This window comes from Hymenobacter sp. R533113, from assembly GCF_056835965.1.
Genome location: NZ_JAKWBD010000001.1, coordinates 1,125,552 through 1,142,571 on the forward strand (window position 1 = coordinate 1,125,552; position 17,020 = coordinate 1,142,571).

The window sequence follows — 17,020 nt, forward strand, 5'->3', positions numbered from 1 at the left end:
GCGTATGCGGCGCGAGTGGGTGGGGCGCCGAACGGGTTGCAAGTTAGCGCAAAGCCCGTCGGGGGGCAAATTACGGACGTAGCGCGGGCGGAAGTCCGCATTACGCTCATCGCCGCTCGCCGCCACTCGTCCGCTGTTGCGGCCAGTAGTCGAAAGCCGCTGGCAAGCGGGTTGGAATCGGGCTAGGTTTGACTTCTACCTAACTGCTTTCCCATGCGAATCCTACTGCGCGATGCCAGGGCGTTATTTCTGAGAAAAATGCCCCCCAGGCCTACCATTTCCCGCCGACCGGCCCTGCTGCTCATCACGTGCCTGCTGAGCCTGACGAGCCGAGCCCAGCGCCCGGCCCCGCCGCTGCCTCGCCCCCGCGCCTACGTCCGAACGAATACCGCCAGCCCCACCTGGGAGCTGCGCAACGGGAAGTGGTTCGACGGTCAGGGGTTTCGGGCGCGGGTTTTTTATATAAAAGACGGCCTGCTCCAGCGCCACCGCCCGGCCCGCGTGGATACGGTGGTAGACCTGCGCGGGCAGTGGGTGGTGCCGCCCTTCGCCGAGGCCCACAACCACATGCTCGACGGCACCCGCGGGCTGCCAGCCATGATTGAGAAATACCTGTGCGAGGGCGTTTATTACGTGCAGGTGCTCACCGACTCGCGGCGCGGGGCAGAGGCGGCCCGGCCTTTTCTCAACCAGCCCCGCAGCGTGGACGCGGTGTATGCCAACGGCGGCCTGACCAGCACCTTAGGCCATCCGTTTATGGCTTATGAGCCACGGGCAATGGGTTTTCATGACTATACCCAATGGAAAATCAAGCAAGACACCATCGCGAAAAGCCGGTTGAAGGAAAACGACGCCTACTGGTTTCTGGACAGCCTACCCGACCTCAACGCCAAATGGCTGCGCATTCTGGCCGGCCGGCCCGATTTGCTCAAAATCTATCTGCTGGACGCCAAAAATTACGAGCGCACCCGGCGCAGCGGCCAGCTCGGCGACAAAGGCCTGCGGCCCGACGTGGCGGCCGAAATCGTGCGGCGGGCGCACGCGGCGGGCCTGCGCGTGTTTGCCCACGTCGAGACGGCCGACGATTTTCGGCTGGGTGTGCGCCTCGGCGTTGATGGCTTTGCCCATGCGCCCAACTACGGCGGCCGCGACTGCCCCGACCCCGCCGACTGCTACCTGACCGTGGCTGATTTGCGGGCCGCCGGCCGGCGCGGCATCATGATGACGCCCACCGTCTGGATTGGTTACGACTTCACGCCCGCCGATTCCAGCCGCCTGCGTCGGCATCAAACGGCCCAGCGCGAGCTGCTGCGCAACATGGTGCGCTATAAAGTCGCGCCACTGGTAGGGGCCGACTGGTGGGGCGAGACGCCGGTAGGGGAGGCCCTGGCCTGGGAAAAGCTCGGTGCCTTCGACCACGCCACCCTGCTGCGCCTCTGGACCGAAACCACGGCGCGGGCCATTTTTCCCGGCCGCCGCATCGGGCGGCTGGCTCCGGGCTACGAAGCGTCCCTGCTGGTACTGGGCCAGAATCCGCTGCTCGACTTTCCGGCCGCCGTGCGCGATATTCGTTTGCGCGTGAAGCAGGGGGAGCGGCTGCCAGCGCCGCCGACCGGCGGGGCCACGCCGGCGGGCGACACTGGCAAGGTGGGGTCGCCGTGAAAGCCATTCGGGCACAAGTTTCAGACTGAAAAATCGTAAGTTAAAGTCCTTACTTTCTCCCCTCAGCTATGACTAATTTGCCCCCCGCGCCCTTGCTGCCGGCCCGCTTCACCCGGCGGGGCGTGCTGGCGATGCTGGTTTTGTACGTAGCCTTTGGCGTGCTCTACGCGGCTACTATTGCCTACGCATCCCAGGATTTCGGTCCGGCGGGCACCTTCCTTGGCTACCTGCGGCGCGTGCTGCTGATTGATTATCCCCTGAAAGCCCTCTGGACCCTGCCCGTATGGTGGCTGTTTTTTCGCACCGCGCTCGATAAGGCTAGTTGGACCATAAAGCTACTGGCGCACTTAGTATTGGGGCCGCTGTGGGTAGCGAGTTGGTTTGTTAGCTATTACCAGATGCTAACCTGGCTGGGGATGGGCGGTATAAGTGGCAGCGGAAAGGCGTGGGATGTGTACATTCCGGCCTTGTTTTACTGCGTGCAATTTGGGGTGCTGCATGTGTTGCGCTTCACCCAGCAACTACGCCAGCAAAGCCAGCGCGAGCAGCAGTTGCAGGCCCAGGCGCACCAAAGCGAGATGTCGGCCCTGAAAGCCCAGATCAATCCGCACTTTCTGTTTAATACCCTCAACTCCATCAGCGCTTCCGTGCCGCCCGAGCTGGAAGCCACCCGCGAGCTGATTGCTCGTCTGGCTCACACGTTTCGCTTTGCCCTGGAAGCCTCGCGGCAGGAGCAGCTGCCGCTGGGCGACGAAATTAGCTTTTTGCGGGCCTATCTGGAGCTGGAGCAGGCGCGGTTTGGGGCGCGGCTACATGTGGAGTTTCAAATAGAAGAAGCGCTGCACACGCAGCTGCTGCCGCCCATGCTCATTCAGCCGTTGGTAGAAAATGCCGTGCGCCACGGCCTGAGTCCTAGCGTGGCGGGCGGTACGGTACTGGTGCAGGTGAGCCGGATAAGGGAGGGCCTGCGCGTGGTGGTGGCCGATACGGGCGTAGGAGCACAGGCAACCTCCACCCTGCTGCATACTGCCGGAGTCGGTCTGCGCAACACCCACGCCCGCTTGCTGGCCCTGGGCTCAGAAGGCCTGAAAATCAGTAAAAATGCCCCCCAGGGCTTGCACGTTAGCTTTGAGCTGCCGCTACCGACGCTGCCATTATCGCCCTTTGCTACAGGCGCGCCGCTACGGCCAGCAACGCCGGCGGCCGCAGAAATTACCACTCCGGGCACGCTTCCGGGGGCGTTGCAGAGCATCTGGTAAAACCATTACTTGTAAGCTAGTGGTACGCGAATCAAGTAGCAAAACTACGCTGGTTCTTCAACTAATACATTCTAAACCAACATAGTCACACCTCTTTTCTATCCCCGCCTGATGATGAACGTTAGCAAAATGGAAGACCGGGCCGTTGCAGCGCCTAAACTGCACGTAGGATGGCCCTCGGTACTGTTGTTTTTGGGCATTGCCATTCTGCTCTCCGCCCTTTGGGTGCAGCAGGCCCGGACGATGGGCCTGCTCCGGCAGGAGGCAACGACTGGCATCGCGGCGGCATTGTCACAACTCAGCGTGCTGCTAGCCGCCTTGCTGGTTATGGGCTGGCGAGTGCGTCCCGCCTTTAAGCTCGTTGGTTGGCGCGTCGGACCAGTCTCGGCCTACTTGGTGGTGCTGGGCGCTACGCTTGCTCTCGTTGCCGCAGCCAACAGCATTTCGCTGCAAATGGGGTGGATGCACTGGTTGGCGGAGGTAAAGCCAACTCAAGTGGTTTTCTCTTTGCTGTTCGTGTTTTTGTTTTGCTGCGTATGCGCGTTTGCAGAAGAATTTGGCTGGCGGGGGTTTCTGCTGCCCGCCTTGCTGCCCCTGGGCACCCGGCGGGCGCTGCTGCTCTCGGGAGTTCTGTGGTTTATGTGGGAGGCTCCGCTGATTATAGGAGGAGTATTGTACCCCAAAATGAGTGCTGCCAGCCTGGCCGGAGCCCTGATTCTGCACTTCTTCCAGGTATGCAGTGTCGCAATTCTGTATGGCTATCTGCGCCTTCGCTTCACGAGTGTCTGGCTGCCAGCCTTTGCCCATGCCGTGCTTAATACGCTAGGAGCTGCTTCTATTATGCTGCTCTCAACGGTCAACCCCGTATGGGCTGGTTTTGGTGGCCCCCTCGGCGTCGCGCTCGTGGTGCTGCTGGCTGGTTGGATATTCTGGCGCTTGCCTTCTCTCCATACAACGGAACCTCGCACTGAGCCGCCTCTCGAGACTTCGACTACCCTAACCTATACGGGTTAGATGCGCAACGTGACTTGATAGCTGGGCAAGGAGTCCAAGCACCGCAGCGATACGCGAGCTGCCAAATGCCAATGCTTGGCTTTGCCGTCCTTCGGTTCGCGCTACCTTCAACGATTACCCATGCCGGAGCTTATGACCACTCTTCTCATCGACGACGAAGCCCCGGCCCGCACCATTATCCGCCAGTACCTCACCGATTTTCCTCAGATCAGCATTGTGGGGGAGTGCGCCGATGGGCTGAGCGCCGTGGAAGCGATTCGCCTCCACCAGCCCGATCTGCTGTTTCTGGATATTCAAATGCCGGGCCTCACAGGCTTCGAGGTGCTGGCCCAGCTAGAGCGAATTCCGCGCGTTATTTTCTCTACTGCCTACGATCAATATGCGCTCAGTGCCTTCGAGGCCGGAGCTGTGGATTATCTGCTGAAGCCCTACGACCGCGCCCGGTTTCGGCAGGCGGTAGAGCGGGTCCTCGCTCAGGCCTCCGCGCCCGATGCTGCGCTGGAGCGTTTGCTACAGCGCCTGGAAGAAACCAAAATGCCCCCCAGCGCTGCGGTACCGCCTACGTACCCGGCCCGGCTGTTTGTCCCGCAGGGTGCGCGCCTGGTGGCCGTGCCCGTGCAGGACATTCGGTGGGTAGAGGCGGCCGGCGACTACGCCACGCTCCATACCCGAACCGGCCAGCAACTCCTGAGCAACCTGGGCATCAGCCAGTTGGCGCAGCGCCTTGATCCGGAGAAGTTTGTGCGTATTCATCGCTCGGTGCTGGTGGCTTTGGATGCGGTGCGCGAGCTGGAGCGCGACGGCTCGGGGGGCTTTTATGCGACGCTGGAAGGCGGGCGCACGGTGCGCGTCAGTCGGGGCCACGCCGACGTGTTGCGCCCCTTGCTCGGGTAGAAGTAGGAATTGCTTCATCTGGAGATGCAGCCTTTGGGGTAGCAGCCGGTCAATGGCAAAACTTCCCGACTATACTTCTGCATTTCGCCATGAAAAACCTGCTCACCGCTCTCATCTTCAGCGCCTCTGCCCTATCCGCTGCTGCCCAAACTGCACCTTCTTTTACTTCCTCCTGCGACCGGGAAAATCGCAACAACTCCAGCAACGATCGTACGCAGCGCGCCTGCGAAAGCCGTGACCTGACGTTAGCCGCGCTGGGGGGCAAAACGCTTACCATTGATGCAAGTCAGAATGGGGGCATTTCGGTGCGTGGCTGGAATGGCACCGATGTGCGCGTGCGGGCCATGGTACAGACTTGGGGCGGCAATGCTCAACAGCGACTCTCTGCTGTCCAGATCAAAACCGATAACAACATGTTGCGCGCTGAAGCCTCCGGCAACGACAACTGGTCTGTGAGCTACGAGGTGTTTGTGCCCCAGCAAACCAGTCTGGCGCTCAACACCAACAATGGCGGTATCAGCTTGCAGGACGTAAGCGGTGCCATCACCTTCAAAACAACGAATGGGGGCGTGTCGCTGACCGGCTTGGGTGGCGACGTGAAAGGCCGTACTACGAATGGGGGCCTTAGCATTAGCCTCGCCGGTGACAAATGGGACGGCACGGGTCTCGACGTAGCTACTACCAACGGTGGTATCACTTGGTTGGTACCCCAAAACTACTCGGCTCAGCTCATGACCAGCACCTCGTCAGGGGGCGTGAATGCGGATTTGCCTATTACTAAGAATGGCACTCGGGGCCGCGAAATAGCCGCTACTTTGGGTAAGGGCGGCGCGCCCGTGAAGGCTGTTACCACCAACGGCGGAATAAGCGTGCGGCAGAAATAAGCGTACTACTAGTAAACAGAAAAAGGCGGGGCTTAGCGGCCCCGCCTTTTTCTGTTTACTAGTAGTATTTCTCTTTGTACGGATAATCAGGAAAAGGCCGCTCGTGGGCTACCGCAGGCGCTGGTCTGTAGCCTTTCAGGGCGTGCTTGCGCTTTTTGCCTTTCTTTTTATCACGCTTACTCAACAGTACTGCGGCTAGCGCGGCAAGGGCTAATCCGCCCCCCAGCATGGCCGCGCGGGCTGGTAGCGTATCGGGTAGGGCAGGGGGAATAAACTCTACGCCATTTTCATCGGTGCGGGCCGGACTTTCGATGTATCGACCTTTGGGCGGCACGGGGAAGTGCAGCGCCAACTGCCGCAGTTCTTCCGCCAAGTGGGGCCCCTGTAATGCCGGACCGTGGCCGCAGCCGATGGCCTGGGGCTCCAGGTTGGACAGCTTCACGACCGAAGCATGCGCCGCTTCCCAGTCAAACGTGAACGGCGTGCCGGCCCGGCTGATTTTGGGCACCCCCAGCAGCACCGACAGAACAGAGTCGTGTTTGGTAGTGGCGAAGGCATCGGCCCCAAGCAAGGTCTTGTCCTCCGCACGGAAAAAGCCACCTGGCCGGGCGCATGGCCGGGTACGTGCAGGCATTGCCAGCCAGTCATATAAGGCACTTCCTCGCCTTCGGGCAAGGCCTGCACGCCGGTAAGGTTAAAGGTTTGGGGTGGGAAAAAGCGGCTGGCAAATGCCAATGAGCCACCCCCGGCTACCGTTGGGTCGGCGGGCGGATACACGGCTTTGCCGGTCAGAAAAGGCATCTCCTGCCGATGCGCCAGAATCGGGACGTGCCAGTGGTCGGCAAGCTCCTGGGCCGAGCCGGCGTGGTCCATGTGGCCGTGGGTAAGGAGTATGGCTTCCGGATGGGTGCCGGGATAAAATAGCTTATCGGCCGCCGCAATGATGGTTTTGGCCGAGCCAGGCAGGCCCGTATCTACCAGTACCCACTGGCCGGGGGCACCGACCTCCACAAAATATACATTGACAAAGCGCTGAATGAGAAGCTGGTTGACGCCAGCAGCTACCTGTTTCATCGGATCCGGGTTTAGTGAAATAACTGTCCTGAGGCGTACGCAGATACGAGCCGCATGGTCAACGGTGGGGGGCATTTTGTGCCAATGCCCGCCTTATTTTCCTGGCTGTCAATAACCTTCAGGGATACGTATCGGTATTAATCCTGGCCTGTTGAGTTTGAGCCTGTCAGACGCGTATCCACGTCTGATAGACCGCTACAGGTTTCCCTTACCCAGTTTATCCTCCTCATTTTGGCCGAATCAACAACCGAGAATACAAACAAAACTGGCGCTCAGAAGGCAACTGTAGTGCTTGCCGGCGCCACCGGCGACCTTGGGGGGCGAATTGTGAAGCACCTGCTGAAGCGGGGGGCAAATGTGCGGGCGCTGGTCCGCGCTGGCAGCGCGGCACCCGCTGTTGCTGCCTTACGCGAGCGGGGGGCAATTATTACGGAAGTAGATTTCAACAGCGTAGCGGAGCTAACGAAAGCCTGCGCCGGCGCAACCTGCGTGGTATCGGCTTTGTCGGGACTGCGGGAGGTAATCGTGGAGATGCAGACGCGCCTGCTGGAAGCGGCGGTGGCTGCGGGCGTTCCCCACTTCATTCCCTCCGATTATTGTATTGACTACACCAAGCTTGCCGTCGGCTCCAACCGCAACCTCGACCTGCGCCGGGAGTTTGCCGAGTGGCTCGATAAAGCACCTATTCGGGCCACTTCCATCCTCAATGGCATGTTCACCGATCTGCTAGCCGGCCAGGCCCCGGTTATCTTGTTTAAGTTTAAGCGGGTCGTGTACTGAGGCAACGCGGACCAGGAGCTAGACTTTACGACCACCGAGGATACCGCTGCCTTCACAGCCGCCGCCGCCCTCGACGCTACCACGCCCCGGTTTTTGCGCGTGGCCGGCGAAGTAGCTACTATTCGCGGCTTGCAAGCGGTGGCCAGTGCCGTCACGGACGAGCAGTTTAGCTTATTCCGGGTTGGTAGCTTGGGAGCTTTCGGAACCGTAATTAAGGTGACCAAGGCACTTATGCCCACCAATGACGACGTATTTCCGCCCTGGCAAGGCATGCAATACATGCCTAACATGTTCAGCGGGCTACCCAAGCTGAAGCCCCTGGATAACGCCCGCTACCCCGATATCCGCTGGACTCCGGTGCGAGAAGTGCTTGCGAGCCGGGAGTCTTCTACCGATTAAGGAGTAACTCTTGGGCAGCCAACCATCAAAAGGTCTCCCTGAACTTTGAAAACTACGTAAACATTACGGACTAGGTACAGTAGCCTTTACCCATCCGTAGCATGAGCAACCAAGCGCAATCAAGACGTTTATATCCAAGCCAGGGTGCCATAGCCCGACAACCCCGGAAAGGGTTGATTTACTTGCTATTGGCCGCAGTATTCATACTCGTTGCGGGTACGGCCTATTGGCTGTCGAAGAAAAACAGCGCCGAGCAAAGACGTGAGGCCCCATTGACTAGTACCAATCTGCCGGTTTCGGCTACCTCTGCTATGGAGGCGTCAAGCGATACTTCTCCAATCCTGGAAGAGAGTGAAAATTCGACACCGTTACTGCAAGGCAGCACTAGTACGAAACAAGCTACGGCAGCCTACAGCGTTCTGCCCGCCAGAGCCTATTTTCATTCCGAACCCAACGAAAAGGGCTCCACAGGCAAGTATGTGTTGCGGGGTGATATTGTGTATGCGGAAGGGGAGAGCGGAAATTTTATCAAAACCCGTTATTTTAATTCCGATGGTAACCCTGTTGTGGGCTGGCTGAAAAAAACGGAGGTGCAGGCCCGAAAATCGGGTGTACAGTCCACGCCTCCCCGCGCCACGGCAACCAGTCCGCGTCGGGTGGCAGAACAACCGGCAGCCCCACCTATCCCAACCAAAAAGCCCGTAGTGGCCACATCCGAACCAGAAGAAACAACTGTTGCTGTAAGTCGGCCGCCAGCCACCACCGGCACCGTGCGGGTAGATACCACCTATTTCTACGACTCGCCCGACCTGACTCAGCGCCGCCGCGCCTTCTGCATCCGCGGCGACAAGATGACCCTGACTGACTCCTCCGAACAAGCGGTATTTGTCACGTTTGTGAACTGGGAAAAGGTGAAAACAACGGGTTGGATTCGGAAGGAAGATTTGACTATGCGGTAAGAAGCTTTTGGGTGAACAGTGCCATTTATAAAGCTGGCCATTTCTAACGCGGCTTTGTTATAAGAGTGGCTGTACCAGAAGGAGGTCGTACTACAGCACGTCATGCTTGATCTAGCGTCCGCTAGATCAAGCATGACGTGCTGTAGTACGAGCTATTAGGACTGTCTAGTGGAGTAGCTAGCTATTCCGTTAAGCTTTTAATAACACTTGCCTTTATGGCCTCAGATCCCCCTTTCTCTGCCGACGCCTTCCGCCGTTCTGATGAAACCCCGGACGCGCAATTTTATCAGCAGCCCCGCTTTGTGACCCACATTGACGAGGGCGCAATTGCGGCCGTCACGCAGCTCTACCGCGAGTATCTTTCCGCCAATAGCAGCCTGCTGGATTTGATGAGCAGCTGGGTGAGCCATTTGCCCCCCGAGGTGCCGTATCAGCGCGTGGTGGGCCTGGGGATGAATGAGCAGGAGCTGCGCGCTAATCCTCGGCTGGCGAGCTACGTGGTGCAGGATCTGAACCAGGAACCGAAGCTTCCCTTTGACGAGAATGAGTTTGATGGCGCGGCCATCTGCGTATCCGTGGACTACCTGACGCGGCCCGTGGAAGTGCTGCGCGACCTGGCCCGCGTGCTCCGGTCGGAAGCTCCCGTGGTTATTACCTTTTCCAACCGCTGCTTCCCGACCAAAGCCATAGCCGCCTGGCACGCCCTCGACGACCGGGGTCATCTGGCCCTGGTGAAACAGTACCTGCTGGCCGCCGGCAACTGGCAGCACATTGAGCTACTCGACCGTAGCCCGCAGCCCCGGCGCAGCGACCCGCTGTACGCCGTGATAGGAAAGGTGAAATAGTAAGTGGTGATTTAGTGAAATGGTGAGTTTGATGCTCTCAAGGCGCATATTGCGTTAATGGTGCAATTAGAACATCAAACTCACCATGTCACCACTCACTATTTCACATGCCGTCTGCTTCTACCGTTTTTCTCGTGCGGCCCGTCCGGTTTGCCTTTAACACCGAAACGGCGGCGTCTAATCACTTCCAGCAGCCCATAGCCGGGCTGGAGCAGGCAGCTATTCAGGAAAAAGTATTTGCTGAGTTCGATGCGGCCGTGGCTACGCTGCGGGCGCACGGCGTGCACGTGCTGGTGTTCGACGATACGCCCGCGCCACCCAAGCCCGACGCCGTGTTTCCCAACAACTGGCTCACCCTGCACCCTGACGGCCGCGTTGTGCTGTACCCGATGCACGCGCCCAACCGCCGCCCCGAGCGGCGGCCCGATATTCTGGAAGCGCTGGGCAGGCAGTTCAGCATTCGAGAGGTAATCGACTTATCCCACTACGAGCGGGAGAGCCGGTTTCTGGAGGGCACGGGCAGCCTTATTTTCGACCACCAACACCGCGTAGCGTACGCTGGCCTTTCGCCCCGCACCGATGCGGATTTGTTTCGTGAAGTGACCAGCCTTTTGGGCTACCGCCCGGTAGCTTTCCACGCCACCGACGCGCAGGGCCATGCCATCTACCACACCAACGTAATGCTATGCGTGGGGGGCAAATTTGCAGTCATCTGTCTGGAAAGCATAACCGACCCGGCCGAGCAAGCAGCGGTAACGGATTCGCTGGCTTCGACGGGACACGAAATCGAGACTATTTCGCTGGCGCAGGTAGCCCATTTTGCCGGCAACATGCTCACGCTGCAACCTGCCGTTGGCGGGCAGGAACTGCTCGTCATGTCGCAAAGCGCCCACGATGCGTTGACCGCCGACCAGCGCCAAACGCTCAGCCGCTACTGTACGCTGGTTCCGCTGCCTATTCTTACCATCGAAACCATTGGTGGAGGTAGCGCCCGCTGTATGTTGGCAGAAGTGTTTCTGCCCGGCATATAAAGGACTTTTTACGCTGCCTCCAGACCGAAATGCAGGCAGGAAGCCAGTAAATAAACTTTCAGCGTCTGATCAAGTATTATATGACCATAAGGATAGCCGTAGTTTTGAGTATTGCGCTGCTGGTAAATAGCTGCGCCGATAGCAGCCAGAAAGTAGGGCACCCAGCTCCTGTACCCCAGCGCATAACCGAGACACCAAAAGGGGAAGTAAAAAGCTACCAGCTGGCCCTATTCGACGAGGCCCGCAACCGGCCGGTTCCAGTGGTAGTGTATAGGCCAGGTTCGGGCACGAAGCTGAGCCCTGCGAAGCGGCCGAAGCTCAAACTGGCCATCCTCAATCATGGCTACGGCGGCACCAATACGGGCTACACTTTTATCGCCTACAATCTGGTGGCACAAGGCTACTTTGTGGCCAGTATTCAGCATGAGCTGCCCAAAGAAGCGCCCATGCCTACCACGGGCAATCCTCAGCAAGTACGACGGCCTTTTTGGGAGCGGGGCACGCAAAACATGCTATTTGTGCTGCAATCGCTCAAAAAGACGAACCCGGAGCTGGACTTCAGGAATCTGCTGCTGGTGGGTCATTCCAACGGGGGCGACATGGCTATGCTGTTTGCTCACAAGTACCCGAAATTGGCGCGAAAAATCATTTCGCTGGATAACCGTCGGATGCCGCTGCCCCGCACCCGGCGTCCGCACATTTTAACCATCCGCTCCAGCGACCAGGTAGCCGACGATGGCGTGCTGCCGACGCCTGCCGAACAGAAAAAATTTGCTATTCAAATCGTCAGAATGGACAATATGACCCATAATGATATCTGGGATGGGGCCACCGAAGAAAAAAAGCAGGAGATAAATCAGACGATTAATACCTTCCTGAAAACGAAGTAGTCGGCTTTCCTAACGCGCCCTCTATATGCAACAGGTCGCTATAGTGTGGCCCCCTGCCTGCCAACCCAGCTTGTTGCGAGCGTATGTGGTGTGGGCAATAGTGGTGGTGCTATTGTAACTGCCATGCCGGTGGTACAGGAATTTTAAACAGCAATATTCGTACTGGTGGCTGTCGTACGTGTAGGGGCTGACAACTCGGAGGTAGCATTGGCCAGCCGCCACTCGTCTTCCAGCACGGCCATTTCTACCAATGACCAGTAGGCGTCCTTGTAGCGCACCACGTCGCGCATAACGCCTTCAACCTTGAGGCCGGCTTTCTGGTAGCAGCCAATGGCGGCTTCGTTGAAATCGTACACGCCCAGGCTGATACGGTGCAGGCCCAGTTCCTCAAAACCTGCCCGCAGTACGGCTTTAATCATGCCCTGGCAGTAGCCGCGGCCACGGGCGGCAGTATTGCCAATCAGAACTCGCGTAATGCGGGCGGCTTTATTTGTTTCGCTGAAGCTGCCCAGGGAAATATGACCCACCGTTTCGCCGGTTTCGGTGTCAATGGCTTTGTAGATAAACGCATCGGGGTCAGTCAGGTCGTTCGCGCCTTCGATGTACCAGGTGAGGCTCGCCTCCGTGAGGGGAAACGAAAACAACGAGCCACTCCATTCTTTTAGAAGCTGCTCATTATCAATCCACTGAATAAGCTGTTTGAAATCGGCAGGGGTAAAATATTCAAGTTTGATCATGAAGAAAACTCCGAGTAGTATACAAGCACAGATGTGCTTCGGAACTCAGCCAACTGCTAAATGCGGCAAGAGCACACAAAAAAGAAAAGCAATTTACGGTTCTGCTTGCTTAGCTTCCTAACCAAAACAAAATAGGGCTGACAACCGCGTACACGGCATCACTTACGCTAAGCTGTAAGAGATACCAAAACCCGCACATATTCGTTCGGGCTGCCACAAAAAAAGCCCCCCAACCACGGTTGGGGGGCTTTTTTGGGCCAATTGTCCTATTGACTTCCCAGGGGCGCATCTACGCTCAGCTCCAGCACGGTGCTGGTATGGGCACGGGTTTGCTCCACCAGCTCCGGGTTGTCGGCCAACGACTGCCCGAACGTGGGAATCATCTCCCGGAACCGCGCCTGCCACTCCGGGGAGGCAGCCTGCTGGGGAAAGCACTTCTGAATCAGGCTGATCATAATGCCGACGGCCGTAGAAGCGCCGGGCGAAGCGCCCAGCAACGCTGCAATAGAGCCGTCGGCGGCGCTTACCATCTCGGTGCCGAACTCCAGCACGCCGCCCTGCTTTTCGTCTTTCTTAATAACCTGCACGCGCTGGCCAGCTATTTCCAACTTCCAGTCTTCGGCGTGGGCGGTAGGTAAGTACTCGCGCAGCGCGGATATCCGGTCCTGGGGCGACTGCCGCACCTGGTTGATCAAGTAGCGGGTGAGGGGCAGGTTTTTGGCCCCCGCGATGAGCATGGGCTTCAGGTTGGTGGCCTTAATGGAGCCGGGCAAATCGAGGAAAGAGCCAAACTTCAGAAACTTGGTGCTGAAGCCCGCATACGGGCCGAACAGCAGCTCGCGCTGCCCGTTTATCACGCGGGTATCCAGGTGCGGCACCGACATAGGCGGCGAGCCGACGCTAGCCTTGCCGTACACTTTGGCTTGATGCTGCTCAATCACGGCCGGGTTCACGCACTTCAGCCACTGCCCGCTCACGGGGAAGCCGCCAAAGCCTTTGCTTTCCGGAATACCCGAGGCCAGCAGCAGCGGCAAGGAGCCGCCGCCCGCCCCGATAAACACAAACTTGGCGCGCAGCTTACGCTTTTCGTCGGTAGCGCGGTTTTCGGCCCGTACGCGCCAGGTGCCGTCGTCTTTGCGGCGTATCTTATCTACCTCGTGGCCAAAGTGGAAGTTGACGCCCGGCTTTTCCTGCAAGAGGGTAAACATACCGCGGGTGAGGGAGCCAAAGTTTACGTCGGTGCCCAGGTCCATGCGGGTAGCCGCGACTTTGGTGGCCGGGTCGCGGCCTTCCATCACCAGAGGCATCCACTCGCGGAGCTGCTCAGGATCTTCGGAATACTCCATGCCCTGAAATAGCGGCGACTGCACCAGCGCCGCGTGGCGCTTACGCAGAAAATCCACGTTCTCATTGCCCCACACAAAGCTCATGTGCGGAATATGGTTGATGAAGCGCTGGATGCCTTCAACGTGGTATTGCTCGGCCAAAAAGGCCCAAAACTGCTTTGAGACCTCAAATGACTCCGCAATACCGATGGCCTTGCTGATGTCCACGGAGCCATCGGGGCGCTGGGGCGTATAGTTTAGCTCGCAAAAGGCCGAGTGACCAGTGCCAGCATTGTTCCAGGCATCGGAGCTTTCGGCGGCGGCCACATCGAGGCGCTCAATTACGGTTATCGTTAGGTTGGGGTCCAGCTCCTTGAGCATAATGCCCAGAGTAGCACTCATAATGCCGGCCCCGATCAGCACGACGTCAGTGGTGAGGTCGGAGGAAGTGGTTTCTGTATTCATCGGGATAAATTGATAGTCCTCACAGCGTACGGGTATAAGGAAGAAAAGTAGCCGCGTGTCTACTAACAGACTCTATTAAGAGCAATTCCCGCAGGCTATTATGTTTAAATTAAGTGCAAACAGGCGGTCATGCAGAGCACAGCGAAGCATCTCGCGTGCTGTCCGTCTGATTACTAATCTAATGGCGCGAGCGAGATGCTTCGCTTCGCTCTGCATGACCGCCTTTTAGGTAGGAGTTAGAATTTATAAAACGCTTTTTGAGCCTGTAGGGGCTTGTTTTAAGCGTTTTCGCCCGAAATACCAGCGGCCGCGGACAGCGTCCGTTCCTCGGTTTCTACTACGGAGCGGGTTTTGGGCAACGAGTCAGGATAATTCTGCTGAATAAAGGCGACCATTTTCTCTCGCACGTCGCAGCGCAGCTCGAAGGCCCGACTTGCGTCGCCGGCGCTGACTAGAATGCGTAGCTCCAGGGTACGTTCCTTGGAGTCAGTTACTTGAAGTACGCACACGCGCTTGTCCCAAAGCGGATGCGGCTCGACCACACGCTTTAGCTCAGCGCGCAACGCATCAACGGGAATCGTGTAATCGGTAAATAGAAAAACGGTGCCCGTAATCTGAGAGGTAGTGCGGGTCCAGTTCTGGAAGGGCTTCTCAATGAAATAGTTCAGCGGGAGCACCAACCGACGCTCATCCCAGATGCGCATTACTACATACGTAAAGGTTATTTCTTCCACCTTGCCCCATTCGCCTTCCACCACCAGCACGTCGTCTAGACGAATAGGCTGGGTGAAAGCTAACTGAAAGCCAGCCAGCAGGTTGCTGATGGAGCGCTGGGCAGCAAAGCCTACAATAACGCTGGCAATACCTGCCGACGTTAGCAGGCCCGTCCCGATTTTGCGCACCGTGGCAAAGCTCATCAGCACCAGCGCCACTGCCACAAATACGATCAGCGACACAACTAGTTTACGCACAAATTGTAGCTGGGTGAACAGCTTGCGCACCCGAAAATTATTTTCCTCATCAATGTGATAGTGTTGAAGCACCAGGTCCTCAATCACATTCACCGTCCTAACCAGACCCCAGGCGAAGGAGATAATCAGCCCGGTTTCTACCACTCGGCGCAGCACCTCAAAGGGGCGGGCCGTAAGCGGCACCAGGGGCAGCATAAACGAGAGCACCAGCACCGGAAAAAAGAAGGCGCTTGGACGGCTTAAATGCTTGACAATGGATTGAACAAGCAGCGGAGAATCGGGCCGCTTAGCATACCTGCGCAGGACACCAAACAGCAGGTATTTTAAGAGCAGCCCGCCCAAGAGGCCACCCACCAGAATACCCACCGTAGAGAGCAGCTCGCGCCACTGAAAGGATAATTCCCAGGACATGTCTTTCATAGTCAGGAGAGTAACGCCAGGCGTTGGCTTGGTGAAGCAATTGCATGTAGCGCGAACCGAAGGACGGCGGAGCCAAGCTTCCGCTTCGCGCTACATGCTTACGACCTCCCAAGCGGGAGATTGGAGTTACATGATAAAGTCAAAGGTTTGAATAGCTTCCCACGGCCCGCCCCGGTAGGCCCATAGCTGCAATCCGGTGCCAGTAGCTTCAAAGGGCACAAAATCAGCCTTGAGCTGCTCAAAAAGGCTGCGGGCCGGCGCCGGGTCCACTTTGTTTTGCACCGTCACGTGGGGCCGCAGCTTCTGCTGGTCCTGGGGCGTGAGGGCGGGCTGCCACTGCGCTTGCAGCTCCCGGTGCAGGGCTTGCAAGGCTTCGTTTTCGAGCGCATACGCTACGCCACGACCCAGAAACCGCAATCCCGTAACCTGCAGCGTGAGTGGAGCTTGCTCCTGACAGCGGGCCGCTAGCTGCGGTACTAAGTCGGGGCGCCGGGCGCCGGGCAGGTGGTGGAAAAGCGTGACGTGGGCTGCTAAAAAATTACGCTCAGGCGGAAAATGCTGTTGGCGCAGCCCATTGAAAAAAGCAAACGACCCAGCATCAAGGGCAAGAGTCAGAATAAGAGGAGCGTCGGCGTCGGTCATGCGGGGAGTGGCTGGGGGGCTTTTTCGGGTGATAACAGCGCGGCGCTACTGATAATTTTGCCCCCCAGCGCTTGCAGGTCGGCCTTGGCCCGCTCAAAGCCTTGCGGGTTTATGGGGCGGGTGGCATCTGCAATCAAAAAGGTGGCAAAGCTCTCAGCTAAAGCGTCTTTAGCCGTAAAATACACGCAGTAATCGGCCGCCAAACCAGCTACATATATGTCCGTAACGCCCCGCCCGCGCAGGTAGTCGGCGAGGCCAGTGGCTTTGCGGTGACCGTTGTCATAAAAACCGCTGTAGCTGTCGATTTCCGGGTCGGTGCCTTTGCGGAAAATAGCTTCAATCCGGTTCGCGTTCAGCTCCGAGTGCAGCTCGGCGCCCGGTGTGCTCTGCACGCAGTGCGCGGGCCACAGCACCTGGGGCAAGCCGTGCAGCTCGGTTTCTTCAAACGGCTGACGGCCTGCGTGGTTGCTGGCGAAGCTTTTATGAATAGCTGGGTGCCAGTCCTGCGTGGCCACTACCAGATCGAAGTGGGGCTGGAGTTGGTTGAGCAAGGGAATTATCTGGTCGCCTTCGGGCACGGCCAGCGCGCCGCCAGGCACGAAATCATTCTGAATATCAATGAGCAATAAGGCTTTCATGCAATAACTTAGACCTTAGAAGAGAGAGGTAGGCGCTTGATCAAATCAGAACGTCATGCTGAGGAATCGAAGCATCTCGCCCGCCTCGTCTGCGTCCTCCAACAAAGCGGTGGAGATGCTTCGACTCCTCA

18 protein-coding genes are annotated in these 17,020 nt (G+C 58.1%); 11 read left to right on the forward strand and 7 right to left on the reverse strand.

Annotated elements, in window-relative coordinates; translation table 11 throughout:
• The first annotated feature begins 213 nt into the window (after positions 1-213).
• The 5 genes from MKZ35_RS05235 (at position 214) to MKZ35_RS05255 (ending at position 5,713) form a co-directional block, all read left to right on the forward strand.
• On the forward strand, positions 214-1,662 hold the full coding sequence (locus MKZ35_RS05235; protein ID WP_482512139.1) for an amidohydrolase family protein: 1,449 nt from the start codon (positions 214-216) through the stop codon (positions 1,660-1,662).
• A 68-nt stretch (positions 1,663-1,730) separates the two neighbouring features.
• Positions 1,731-2,921, forward strand: a complete 1,191-nt coding sequence (locus MKZ35_RS05240; RefSeq protein WP_482512140.1) for a sensor histidine kinase — start codon at positions 1,731-1,733, stop codon at positions 2,919-2,921.
• A gap of 111 nt (positions 2,922-3,032) precedes the next feature.
• Entirely contained in the window at positions 3,033-3,935 is a 903-nt protein-coding gene (locus MKZ35_RS05245) for a CPBP family intramembrane glutamic endopeptidase (protein WP_482512141.1), read from the forward strand.
• Between the two features lie 132 nt (positions 3,936-4,067).
• Positions 4,068-4,829 (forward strand): LytR/AlgR family response regulator transcription factor, encoded by a 762-nt coding sequence (locus MKZ35_RS05250; protein WP_482512142.1) that lies wholly within the window; start codon positions 4,068-4,070, stop codon positions 4,827-4,829.
• Positions 4,830-4,918: 89 nt separating this feature from the next.
• On the forward strand, positions 4,919-5,713 hold the full coding sequence (locus tag MKZ35_RS05255; RefSeq protein WP_482512143.1) for a DUF4097 family beta strand repeat-containing protein: 795 nt from the start codon (positions 4,919-4,921) through the stop codon (positions 5,711-5,713).
• Positions 5,714-5,771: 58 nt separating this feature from the next.
• Here MKZ35_RS05255 and MKZ35_RS05260 read toward each other — a convergent pair whose 3' ends face one another.
• Positions 5,772-6,155, reverse strand: coding sequence for a hypothetical protein (locus tag MKZ35_RS05260; protein ID WP_482512144.1), 384 nt, complete (start codon positions 6,153-6,155; stop codon positions 5,772-5,774).
• Positions 6,152-6,787 (reverse strand): MBL fold metallo-hydrolase, encoded by a 636-nt coding sequence (locus MKZ35_RS05265; protein WP_482512145.1) that lies wholly within the window; start codon positions 6,785-6,787, stop codon positions 6,152-6,154. Before MKZ35_RS05265 ends, MKZ35_RS05260 begins: the two co-directional genes overlap by 4 nt.
• Before the next feature lie 231 nt (positions 6,788-7,018).
• Here MKZ35_RS05265 and MKZ35_RS05270 point away from each other — a divergent pair, with 231 nt between their 5' ends.
• From MKZ35_RS05270 to MKZ35_RS05295, 6 genes are all read left to right on the forward strand, one after another.
• On the forward strand, positions 7,019-7,567 hold the full coding sequence (locus MKZ35_RS05270) for an NmrA family NAD(P)-binding protein (RefSeq protein ID WP_482512146.1): 549 nt from the start codon (positions 7,019-7,021) through the stop codon (positions 7,565-7,567).
• Between the two features lie 93 nt (positions 7,568-7,660).
• Positions 7,661-7,966, forward strand: coding sequence for a hypothetical protein (locus tag MKZ35_RS05275; RefSeq protein WP_482512147.1), 306 nt, complete (start codon positions 7,661-7,663; stop codon positions 7,964-7,966).
• Positions 7,967-8,154: 188 nt separating this feature from the next.
• Positions 8,155-8,925: a hypothetical protein gene (locus MKZ35_RS05280; RefSeq protein ID WP_482512148.1), complete on the forward strand. Its 771-nt coding sequence runs from the start codon at positions 8,155-8,157 to the stop codon at positions 8,923-8,925.
• A 215-nt stretch (positions 8,926-9,140) separates the two neighbouring features.
• Entirely contained in the window at positions 9,141-9,770 is a 630-nt protein-coding gene (locus MKZ35_RS05285; protein ID WP_482512149.1) for a methyltransferase domain-containing protein, read from the forward strand.
• Positions 9,771-9,877: 107 nt separating this feature from the next.
• A complete protein-coding gene (ctlX, locus tag MKZ35_RS05290; protein WP_482512150.1) occupies positions 9,878-10,801 on the forward strand; it encodes a citrulline utilization hydrolase CtlX in 924 nt (307 codons plus the stop codon).
• Positions 10,802-10,905: 104 nt separating this feature from the next.
• Complete coding sequence (locus tag MKZ35_RS05295) at positions 10,906-11,691, forward strand: alpha/beta hydrolase (RefSeq protein WP_482512151.1); 786 nt, start codon at positions 10,906-10,908, stop codon at positions 11,689-11,691.
• 143 nt (positions 11,692-11,834) lie between these two features.
• On the opposite strand, the gene MKZ35_RS05300 is transcribed toward MKZ35_RS05295, so the two are convergent.
• From MKZ35_RS05300 to pncA, 5 genes are all read right to left on the reverse strand, one after another.
• Entirely contained in the window at positions 11,835-12,428 is a 594-nt protein-coding gene (locus MKZ35_RS05300; RefSeq protein ID WP_482512152.1) for a GNAT family N-acetyltransferase, read from the reverse strand.
• Between the two features lie 266 nt (positions 12,429-12,694).
• Positions 12,695-14,218, reverse strand: coding sequence for a malate:quinone oxidoreductase (locus MKZ35_RS05305; RefSeq protein WP_482512153.1), 1,524 nt, complete (start codon positions 14,216-14,218; stop codon positions 12,695-12,697).
• 278 nt (positions 14,219-14,496) lie between these two features.
• The gene (locus MKZ35_RS05310) at positions 14,497-15,609 is read right to left on the reverse strand and encodes a mechanosensitive ion channel family protein (protein WP_482512155.1); all 1,113 of its coding nucleotides are present in this window, start codon (positions 15,607-15,609) and stop codon (positions 14,497-14,499) included.
• Positions 15,610-15,735: 126 nt separating this feature from the next.
• A complete protein-coding gene (locus MKZ35_RS05315; RefSeq protein ID WP_482512157.1) occupies positions 15,736-16,251 on the reverse strand; it encodes a 2'-5' RNA ligase family protein in 516 nt (171 codons plus the stop codon).
• The gene (gene pncA, locus MKZ35_RS05320; RefSeq protein WP_482512158.1) at positions 16,248-16,889 is read right to left on the reverse strand and encodes a bifunctional nicotinamidase/pyrazinamidase; all 642 of its coding nucleotides are present in this window, start codon (positions 16,887-16,889) and stop codon (positions 16,248-16,250) included. The genes MKZ35_RS05315 and pncA overlap by 4 nt, the downstream gene beginning before the upstream one ends.
• Positions 16,890-17,020: the final 131 nt, after the last annotated feature.

Coding starts and splice junctions, on each gene's coding strand:
- MKZ35_RS05235 (WP_482512139.1), top strand. CDS start 214: ATGCGAATCCTACTGCGCGATGCCAGGGCGTTATTTCTGAGAAAAATG.
- MKZ35_RS05240 (WP_482512140.1), top strand. CDS start 1,731: ATGACTAATTTGCCCCCCGCGCCCTTGCTGCCGGCCCGCTTCACCCGG.
- MKZ35_RS05245 (WP_482512141.1), top strand. CDS start 3,033: ATGATGAACGTTAGCAAAATGGAAGACCGGGCCGTTGCAGCGCCTAAA.
- MKZ35_RS05250 (WP_482512142.1), top strand. CDS start 4,068: ATGACCACTCTTCTCATCGACGACGAAGCCCCGGCCCGCACCATTATC.
- MKZ35_RS05255 (WP_482512143.1), top strand. CDS start 4,919: ATGAAAAACCTGCTCACCGCTCTCATCTTCAGCGCCTCTGCCCTATCC.
- MKZ35_RS05265 (WP_482512145.1), bottom strand. CDS start 6,787: ATGAAACAGGTAGCTGCTGGCGTCAACCAGCTTCTCATTCAGCGCTTT.
- MKZ35_RS05285 (WP_482512149.1), top strand. CDS start 9,141: ATGGCCTCAGATCCCCCTTTCTCTGCCGACGCCTTCCGCCGTTCTGAT.
- ctlX (WP_482512150.1), top strand. CDS start 9,878: ATGCCGTCTGCTTCTACCGTTTTTCTCGTGCGGCCCGTCCGGTTTGCC.
- MKZ35_RS05300 (WP_482512152.1), bottom strand. CDS start 12,428: ATGATCAAACTTGAATATTTTACCCCTGCCGATTTCAAACAGCTTATT.
- MKZ35_RS05305 (WP_482512153.1), bottom strand. CDS start 14,218: ATGAATACAGAAACCACTTCCTCCGACCTCACCACTGACGTCGTGCTG.
- MKZ35_RS05310 (WP_482512155.1), bottom strand. CDS start 15,609: ATGAAAGACATGTCCTGGGAATTATCCTTTCAGTGGCGCGAGCTGCTC.
- MKZ35_RS05315 (WP_482512157.1), bottom strand. CDS start 16,251: ATGACCGACGCCGACGCTCCTCTTATTCTGACTCTTGCCCTTGATGCT.
- pncA (WP_482512158.1), bottom strand. CDS start 16,889: ATGAAAGCCTTATTGCTCATTGATATTCAGAATGATTTCGTGCCTGGC.